The sequence below is a fragment of the Streptomyces sp. NPDC048106 genome, assembly GCF_040706415.1.
Lineage (GTDB): Bacteria > Actinomycetota > Actinomycetes > Streptomycetales > Streptomycetaceae > Streptomyces.
Genome location: NZ_JBEZND010000026.1, coordinates 110,704 through 119,283 on the forward strand (window position 1 = coordinate 110,704; position 8,580 = coordinate 119,283).

Annotated in this window: 3 protein-coding genes; 2 read left to right on the top strand and 1 reads right to left on the bottom strand. The window is 75.7% G+C overall.

Annotation, left to right across the window (positions count from 1 at the left end; genetic code table 11):
* Positions 1-123 precede the first annotated feature (123 nt).
* Positions 124-2,892, top strand: coding sequence for an AAA family ATPase (locus AB0927_RS25255; RefSeq protein ID WP_366669980.1), 2,769 nt, complete (start codon positions 124-126; stop codon positions 2,890-2,892).
* Here the strand turns inward: AB0927_RS25255 and AB0927_RS25260 are convergent.
* Positions 2,859-3,251 carry a helix-turn-helix domain-containing protein gene (locus AB0927_RS25260; protein ID WP_366669981.1) on the bottom strand — a complete coding sequence of 131 codons (393 nt, stop codon included), beginning with the start codon at positions 3,249-3,251 and terminating at the stop codon, positions 2,859-2,861. The two genes, AB0927_RS25255 and AB0927_RS25260, sit on opposite strands and share 34 nt — an antisense overlap.
* A 339-nt stretch (positions 3,252-3,590) precedes the next feature.
* On the opposite strand from AB0927_RS25260, the gene AB0927_RS25265 reads away from it, so the two are divergent.
* On the top strand, positions 3,591-8,580 hold a 4,990-nt coding region (locus AB0927_RS25265; protein WP_366669982.1), incomplete at its 3' end, for an AMP-binding protein.

Below are 8,580 nucleotides of genomic sequence, written 5' to 3' on the forward strand. Positions count from 1 at the left end.
CGGAAGCCACCCCGGCGCGACGCACACGTCCCCGCCCGGGCCTCCTTCCACGACGACGGTTCCCACGGCACCCGGACCCGGCCACCCCGGTACCGAGTGCCAGGTCTGCTCTGGAGAGTTGGCATGCATCTGTACGAGCGAGAGACTCACGAGGCGCGGCTGCGGCACCTGACCGGCGAAGCCCTGGCCGGACGGGGCCGGGTGCTGCTGATCGAGGGAGTCGCGGCGAGCGGCCGTACGGCACTGCTGCGCGGCGCGGTCGAGGGCGCGGAGCGGGCGGGACTGCGCGCGCTGCGGGCGGCCTGTTCCCCGCTGGAGCGGGAGCTGGCGGGCAGCATGCTCAGCCAGTTGCTGCACAGCCTGCCGGTCCCGGACGAACTGGCCGAGCAACCGGTGCCCGATTACCACGAGTTCTGCCGGTGGATCCTGAAGACGGCGGCGCGCACCCCGCTGGTCGTCGCCGTGGACGATCTCCAGCACGCGGATCCGGAGTCGGCGCGCGGGCTGCTCTACCTCGCGCGCAGGCTGGGGGCCGCCCCGGTGCTGCTGGTGGCGACCTGGCGGCGCGACGAGGACCAGGTGGTGTCCCCCTTCATCGCCGAACTCCTGGGAGATCCACGGGCCGAGCGGCTGCGGGTGGCACCGCTGTCCGCGGCGGGCACCGCCCGGCTGGTGCGGGACCGGCTGGCCGACCCGGCCGCCGGACCCGGTCTCGCCGAGGAGTTGCACCGCATCGGCGGCGGCAGCCCGCTGCTGCTCGACGCCCTGGTCGAGGACGCGCGGCAGGGCGGTCCCGAGCCGGTCACCGAGCAGGGGTACGGCGCCGCCGTGGTGGACCTGCTGCGCCGCTGGGACCCTGAACTGCTGCCGGTGGCCCGGGTGTTGGCCGTGCTCGGCGAGCACGCCACCCCCGAGCGGATCGCCCGGCTCACGGGGCTGGAGGCGGAGTCGGGCACCCGGGCGGTGGAGCGCGAGCTGTCCCGGATGACGGCGGCGGGCGTGCTGCGCGACGGCCGCTTCCCGCACCCGGCCGCCCAGCGGGCCGTGGCGGCCACCCTCTCCGGGCCCGAGCGTTCGGCGCTGCACCGGCGGGCCGCCTCGCTGCTGCACGCGCTCGGCGAGTCGGCGCCGGCCGTGGCCCACCATCTCGCCGAGTCCCGGCAGCGGATGGAGCCCTGGGCGGTGGCGGTGCTGACGGAGGCGGCGGAGGCGGAGCTGCTCGCGGGCCGGTACGAGCGCGCGGTCCGCTTCTTCGAGCTGGCCGGTGACGCGAGCACGGGCCCGGCCGAGCGCGCCGCCGCCCTGGAGCGGCTCGCCGACGCCGAGTGGCGGCTCAGCCCCTCGGCCGTGCTGCGGCACCTGGACCCGCTGGTGGCGGCGGCCCGGGCGGGCCGGCTGGCGACCGACCGACTGCCGGGCCTGATACGGCAGTTGCTCTGGCACGGCCGCGACGAGGACGCCGACGCCGTGCTCGCCCGGCTGCGCGCGGCGGCCCCCGAGGACCCCGCGGCGGAGGCCGACGCCCGCGCCCTGGAGTCCTGGCTGGCCTTCACCCATCCCCGGCTGGCGCGGCAGGGGGCGTCCCCGTTCCCGCGGGCCGCGGGTGACGGACCGGCGGCGGTCCGGGGGCCGGCCGGAGCGTCCGGCGGCGACCCTTGGCTGGCGGTGGCGGCGGCGCTGTGCGAGCTGTTCCTCAGCGGTCGTACGGCCGAGCGGGCGGACTGGGTGGAGCACTGCCTGCGCGACCTGCGGGCCCACGGCAACCCCGCCTGGGCCGAGGAGAGCGCCGCGCTGGCCCTGTGGGGGCTGCTCGACGCCGACCTGCCGGAGGTGGTCCTCGACCGGTGTGCCGCCCTCGTCGGGCAGGACGCCCGGCCGGAGCCGACCCGGCGGGCGGTGTTCGGCGCCCTGCGGGCGGAGGCCCTGCTGCGCCGGGGTGACCTGAGCGGCGCACTGCACGGCGCCCAGGAGGCGCTGACGCTGCTCCCCGCGCACGCCTGGGGGGTGGCCGTCGGGCTCCCCCTGAGCACGCTGACCCTGGCGGCGGCCCGTTCGGGAGAGTTCGCGGTGGCCGAGCGGCACCAGGCGTTCTCCCCGCCGGAGACGATGTTCGGCACCCGCTACGGCCTCTCCTACCTGCACGCCCGCGGCCGGTACCACCTGGCCGCCCAGCGCTCCTACGCGGCGCTCTCCGACTTCGCGGCGTGCGGGGACCTCGCCCGCTCCCTGGGCCTGGACACGGCGGCCCTGGTGCCCTGGCGGACCGGCGCGGCCGAGGCCTGGTTGCAGCTCGGCAACGAGGAGCGGGCGCGCCGCCTGGTGCGCGAGCAGCTCACCCGGTCCGACGCGGCCGGCCGCAGCGGCCGGGGCCGGGCGCTGCGCATGCTGGCGGCGGTGAGCGCGCCGGAGCGCCGGCCCCATCTGCTGCTGGAGGCCGTCGAGTTGTTCGAGGAGTGCGGCGACGCCTACGAACAGGCGCGGGTGCTGGCCGATCTGGGGCGGGCCCATTCCGCCCTGGGCGACAGTTCCCGGGCCCGGACCACGCTGCGCCGGGCGCGGCATCTGGCCTTGTCCTGCGCTGCGGTGCCGCTGTGCGACGAACTGCTCGCCATGACGGAACCCGCCGCCCCCGAGCCGCGCCCCGCCGACGCCCGGCAGCTCACCGAGTCGGAGCGGCGGGTCGCCCACCTCGCGGTGCTCGGCTACACCAACCGGGAGATCGCCGCGAAGCTCTACGTCACCTCCAGCACGGTGGAACAGCACCTGACCAGGGTCTACCGCAAGCTCGACGTCAAGCGGCGCAAGGACCTCCCCGCCGACCTGGGGACGGCGCCGCTGCGCAGGCGGTCGCGGCGGGTTCAGCCCGCCTCGGTCAGGCGCCCGGCGTCATAGGCGGTCCGCGCCTCCGAGATGGCCGCCCGGTGCCGCTCGGCCCAGTCCGTCAGCGAGAGGAGGGACTTGTGCAGTTCCCTTGCGATGTCCGTGAGTTCGTACTCGACGCGGGGCGGGACCGTCGCGTAGACGGTGCGCCTGAGCAGGCCGTCCCGCTCCAGGTTGCGCAGGGTCAGGGTGAGCATGCGCCGGCTGATCCCCTCGATGGACCGCTCCAGTTCGGTGAAGCGGACCGGTCCGCGGGCGGCGGCGACGATGATCAGGATGCTCCACTTGCCCGCCACCCGGTCCAGCACCTCGCGCACGGGGCACGCCTCGACCGCGATGTCGTCCGCGGGGCGGGTCTTCGTCTGGGGCATGGTGCGGCTCCTTCCCGTAGCCTCCATGGTTCCATCTCCGTGTCCTCTGTTACAAGTGTGCACCCGTACGGGGTCGGCGGTCGTCAACTCTGGGATGTCCTAGGGGATTTGATAGGGGATCCGGCCGCCCGAGGACCCGCCAGAATCGTGTCGCGGACTTCTGCCGCGGACCTCTCCCGCGGCCGTTTTCACGGACGCCCCCCGCGGACGCGTCCCGCGGATCCCCCTTTCGCGGACGCCCGCCCGAGCGCCCCCCGCGCGGACGGTCTCCCACGGATCCGTTCCGGGATGTCCCCCGCCTTCTCACGCGCGCCTCGCCTTGCCTAGGAGTGATACCGGATGCTGCGCACGGAACTGATCAGGCCGCTGCCCGAGATACTCGCCGAACACGCCGCCCGACGCGGCGGGCGGACCGCCTTCGCCGACGGCCGGCGCCGGGTCACGTACGCGGAACTCGACCTGCGCACCCGGCGCATCGCCGGTCATCTGGCCGCACTGCGGGTGCACCCGGGCGACCGGGTGGCGATCTACCTGGGCAACCGGGTCGAGACGGTGGAGAGCTATCTGGCGATCACCCGGGCCGACGCGATCGGGGTGCCGCTGAACCCGCACTCCTCCGACGCCGAACTGGAGTACTTCCTCGACGACAGCGGGGCCCGCGTGGTCATCACGGACGCGGCCCACGCCGACCAGCTGGCGCGGGTGCTGGGCGAGAGCGGCCTCCCCCGGCTCGTGATCACCGGGGGTCCGCAGGTCCCGGCCGGTGCGGTGGCCTTCGAGACGCTGGCCACCACCGAGCCCGAGACGCCCGCGCGTGACGGCCTCGGCCTCGACGAGGTGGCCTGGATGCTGTACACGTCCGGCACCACCGGGAAGCCCAAGGGCGTGCTGTCCACGCAGCGCAACTGCCTGTGGTCGGTGGCCGCCGCCTACGTCCCGGTGCCGGGTCTGACGGCGGAGGACCGGGTGCTGTGGCCGCTGCCGCTGTTCCACAGCCTGTCGCACATCGCCGGTGTCCTCGCGGTGACCGCGGTGGGGGCGTCCGCCCGGATCACCGACGGCTACGCCCCGGACGAGATCCTCGCCGCGCTGCGCGAGGAGTCGCCGACCTTCCTCGCCGGTGTGCCCGCCATGTACCACCAGTTGGTGCAGGCCGCGCGGCAGCAGGGCGTGCGGGCACCGCACCTGCGGGCCGGACTGGTCGGCGGCGCGGTGACGACACGGGCGCTGCGCGCGTCGTTCGAGGAGACCTTCGGCGTACCGCTGCTGGACGCCTACGGGTCCACCGAGACCTGCGGGGCGATCACCATCAACTGGCCGACGGGCGCCCGCGTCGAGGGCTCCAGCGGCCTGCCGGTACCCGGTCTGCGGGTGCGGCTGGTGGACCCCGAGACCGGGCGCGACGTGCCGGCCGGCGCGGAGGGCGAGGTGTGGGTCAGCGGCCCCAACGTGATGGCGGGGTACCACAACCGGCCGGAGGAGACCGCGGCGGCGCTGCGCGACGGCTGGTACCGCACCGGGGACCTGGCGCGCCAGGACGAGGCCGGTTACGTCACCGTCTCCGGCCGCATCAAGGACCTGATCATCCGGGGCGGCGAGAACATCCACCCCGGCGAGGTCGAGGAGGTGCTGCGCTCGGTGCCGGGCGTGGCCGACGTCGCCGTGGCCGGCCGGCCCCACGACATCCTGGGCGAGGTGCCCGTCGCCTTCCTGGTACCGGGCCCGGAGGGGTTCGACACCGACGCGCTGTTCGCCGCGTGCCGTGAACGGCTCGCGTACTTCAAGGTGCCCGAAGAGCTGTACGAGGTGACCCGGATCCCGCGCACCCGCTCGGGCAAGGTCACCCGGCGGGTCCTGCTCGACGAGCCGGCCCGGCTGCGGGCCGCGGGCAGCGGCTACCACGAGAGCCTGTTCCGCACCGACTGGCTCCCGCTCCCGTCGCCGGCCGCGGCCGGCACCCCCGCGCCGTACCGCTGGGCGACGGCCGGAGAGGCGGCCGGGGCGCTGGCCGAGGGCATCGCGGCGGCCGGCGCCGGGACGGCACCCGAGGCGGAGTCGGTCGCGGACGTCACGGTGCTGACGGTGGGCGGACCGGCCGAGGAGACGGCCGACCCCACCGGACTGCTCGGGACCGTGGCCGCGCGGGTGCGCGACTGGGCCGCCGGGGCCGGAGCCGAGGCGCGGCTGCTGGTCGTCACCCGAGGCGCCGTACCGGTCCGCCCGGACGAGACCCCCGATCCGGCGTCGGCCGCCGTGGCGGGGCTGCTGCGCGGGCTCGGCGGCGCGTACGGCGACCGGCTCGTGCACGTGGACAGCGACGCGCTGGACGCCGCGACCGGCCGGCTGTTGCCCGCCGCGCTGGCCACCGGCCGGGCACGGCTGGCCGTGCGCACGGGCAGCCTGCTGGCACCCGCCCTGGAGCGGCTGGCGGTGGACGCCCGCGCCGGCGGGCCCCTCGATCCCACGGGCACCCTGGTGGTCGTCGGCGCCGGCACCCCGGCGGGCGCCGCCGCCGCCCGCCACCTCGTGGCGGGGCACCACCTGCGACGGGTACTGCTCCTCGCCGAGCAGGGCGAGGCCGACCCGGTGGTCGCCGAACTGGCCGCCGGGCTGCGGGCGTCGCGGGCGAAGGTGACCGTGGCCGGGCACACTCCCGGGGACCGGGCCGCACTGGACACGGCACTGGCCGGGGTACGCCACCCGGTCGCCGCAGTGGTCCACGCCGTCTCGGGACCGCCCGAGGCCGTCGCGGCCGACGTGCCGGCGCTGGACGAACTCACCGCGGACGCCCGCTACGTGCTGCTCACCCCGGCGCCGCCCCCGCTGGGCGGGCACCGGCCGGCCGAGGAGGCGGCGGTCGCCGCGCTCGCCGAGGCCGTCGCCGTGCGGCGCGCGGCGCGGGGCCGCGCGGCGCTGGCCCTGGCCGTGGGGGCGTGGGCCGAGCACCCCGAGGAGGCGACCGGCGCGGTCGCGGGCACGGGCACCCTGACCCGGCGTGAGCTGCTCGCCGTGCTCGACTCCGCGCTGCTGTCCGGCGAGAGCGCGGCCGTCGCGCTGAAGCTGGACACCACGGCCCCGCACGAGGACGCCGTGCCCGCCGAGTTGCGCGGGCTCATCGACACCACCGAGGTCGCGGCGGACGCCGGCCGTGCCGGGGAACTGCGGGCCCGGCTGGCCGCGTCGCCGGCGGCGGACCGGCTGGAGACGCTGGAGGCGACCGTGTCCGCCGTGGCGGCCGAGGTCATCGGGGCGGCCCGGTCGCGACTGGCGCCGGACAAGGCGTTCAAGGAGCTGGGGTTCACCTCCGTCCAGGCCGTCCAGCTACGGAACCGGCTGGTGGAGACCACGGGTCTGGCCCTCCCCGCGACGCTCGCCTTCGACCGTCCGACACCGGGCGCGGTGGCCCGGTTCCTGCTGGGCGAGCTCACCGGCACCGCGGCGGAGGAGAGCCCGGCGCTGGCCGCCGTACCGGTGGACGACGACCCGATCGTGATCGTCGGCATGGCCGTCCGGCTGCCCGGCGGGATCAACGGCCCCGAGGAGCTGTGGGACTTCGTCGACCAGGGGCTGGACGGCATCACGCCGTTCCCCGCGGACCGCGGCTGGAACCTGGAGGACCTCTACGACCCCGATCCCGAGCAGAGCGGTACGACGTACGTCCGCGACGGCGGCTTCCTGTCCGACGCGGCCGGGTTCGACGCCGCCTTCTTCGGGATCTCCCCGCGCGAGGCGCTGGCGATGGATCCGCAGCAGCGCGTGTTCCTGGAGACCTCCTGGGAGGTGTTCGAGCGGGCCAGCATCGACGTGACGGACCTGCGCGGCAGCCGGACCGGGGTGTTCGCCGGCGCCATGAACCAGGACTACGGCATGGGCCTGGCGCAGGCCGTCGAGGACACCGAGGGGTACCAGAGCACCGGGACCGCGGTCAGCGTGGTGTCGGGCCGGGTGGCGTACACCTTCGGGTTCGAGGGCCCGGCGGTGACGGTGGACACGGCCTGCTCGTCCTCGCTGGTGGCACTGCACCTGGCCGCGCAGTCGCTGCGCTCCGGCGAGTCCGACCTGGCGCTCGTCGGCGGGGTCGCCGTGATGAGCCGGCCGGGCTCGTTCGTGGAGTTCGCCCGGCAGCGGGGGCTCGCGCCCGACGGCCGGCCCAAGCCGTTCGCGGCGGCGGCCGACGGGACCGGCTGGGCCGAGGGTGCCGCCGTGGTCCTGGTGGAGCGCCTCTCCGACGCCCGCCGCAACGGACACACCGTGCTCGCCGTCGTGCGCGGCACCGCCGTCAACCAGGACGGCGCCTCCAACGGCCTCACCGCCCCCAACGGCCCTTCCCAGCAGCGCGTCATCCGCCAGGCCCTCGGCAACGCCGGACTCGGTCCGGCCGACGTGGACGCGGTCGAGGCGCACGGCACCGGCACCACCCTGGGCGACCCCATCGAGGCGCAGGCCCTGATCAACACGTACGGCAAGGACCGCGACCCCGAACACCCGCTCTGGCTCGGCTCGTTGAAGTCCAACATCGGCCACACCCAGGCCGCCGCCGGAGTCGCCGGAGTCGTCAAGTCCATCCTGGCCATGCGCCATGACCGGCTCCCCCGCACGCTGCACGTCGACGCGCCCACCCCGCACGTGGACTGGTCCGCCGGTACGGTCCGGCTGCTGACGGACGCCGTCGAGTGGCCCCGCGACGGACGTCCGCGCCGGATCGGCGTGTCCGCGTTCGGGGTGAGCGGGACGAACGCCCACGTGATCCTCGAAGAGGCCCCCGCCGAGGAGCCGTCACCGACCGCGGCGGAGGGCGACGGCCCGGAGCCCGTGGTGCCGTGGGTGCTGTCCGCGAAGACCCCGGACGCGCTGGCGGAACTGGCCGGCCGGCTGCGGGACCACGTGGAGCGCGACCCGGAGCTGACCCCCACCGAGGTCGGCGGCGCGCTGCTGCGACGGACCCGGCTGGAGCGGCGTGCGGTCGTCATCGGGTCCGACCGCGCCGAACTCCTGCGCGGACTCGACGCACTGACCACCAACACCCCCGACCGCTCCCTCGTCACCGGCACCCCCACCACCACCGGCAAACTCGCCTTCGTCTTCCCCGGCCAAGGCACCCAATGGCCCGGCATGGGCGCCGGACTCCTCGACACCGACCCCGTCTTCACCCACACCATCCACGAAATCGAAGAAGCCCTCGCCCCCTACTGCGACTGGAAACTCACCGACGTCATCCGCCAAACCCCCAACGCCCCCACCCTCGACCGCGTCGACGTCGTCCAACCCACCAGCTTCGCCCTCATGACCGCCCTCGCCCGACTCTGGCAACACCACGACATCCACCCCC

Coding starts and splice junctions, on each gene's coding strand:
- AB0927_RS25255 (WP_366669980.1), top strand. CDS start 124: ATGCATCTGTACGAGCGAGAGACTCACGAGGCGCGGCTGCGGCACCTG.
- AB0927_RS25260 (WP_366669981.1), bottom strand. CDS start 3,251: ATGCCCCAGACGAAGACCCGCCCCGCGGACGACATCGCGGTCGAGGCG.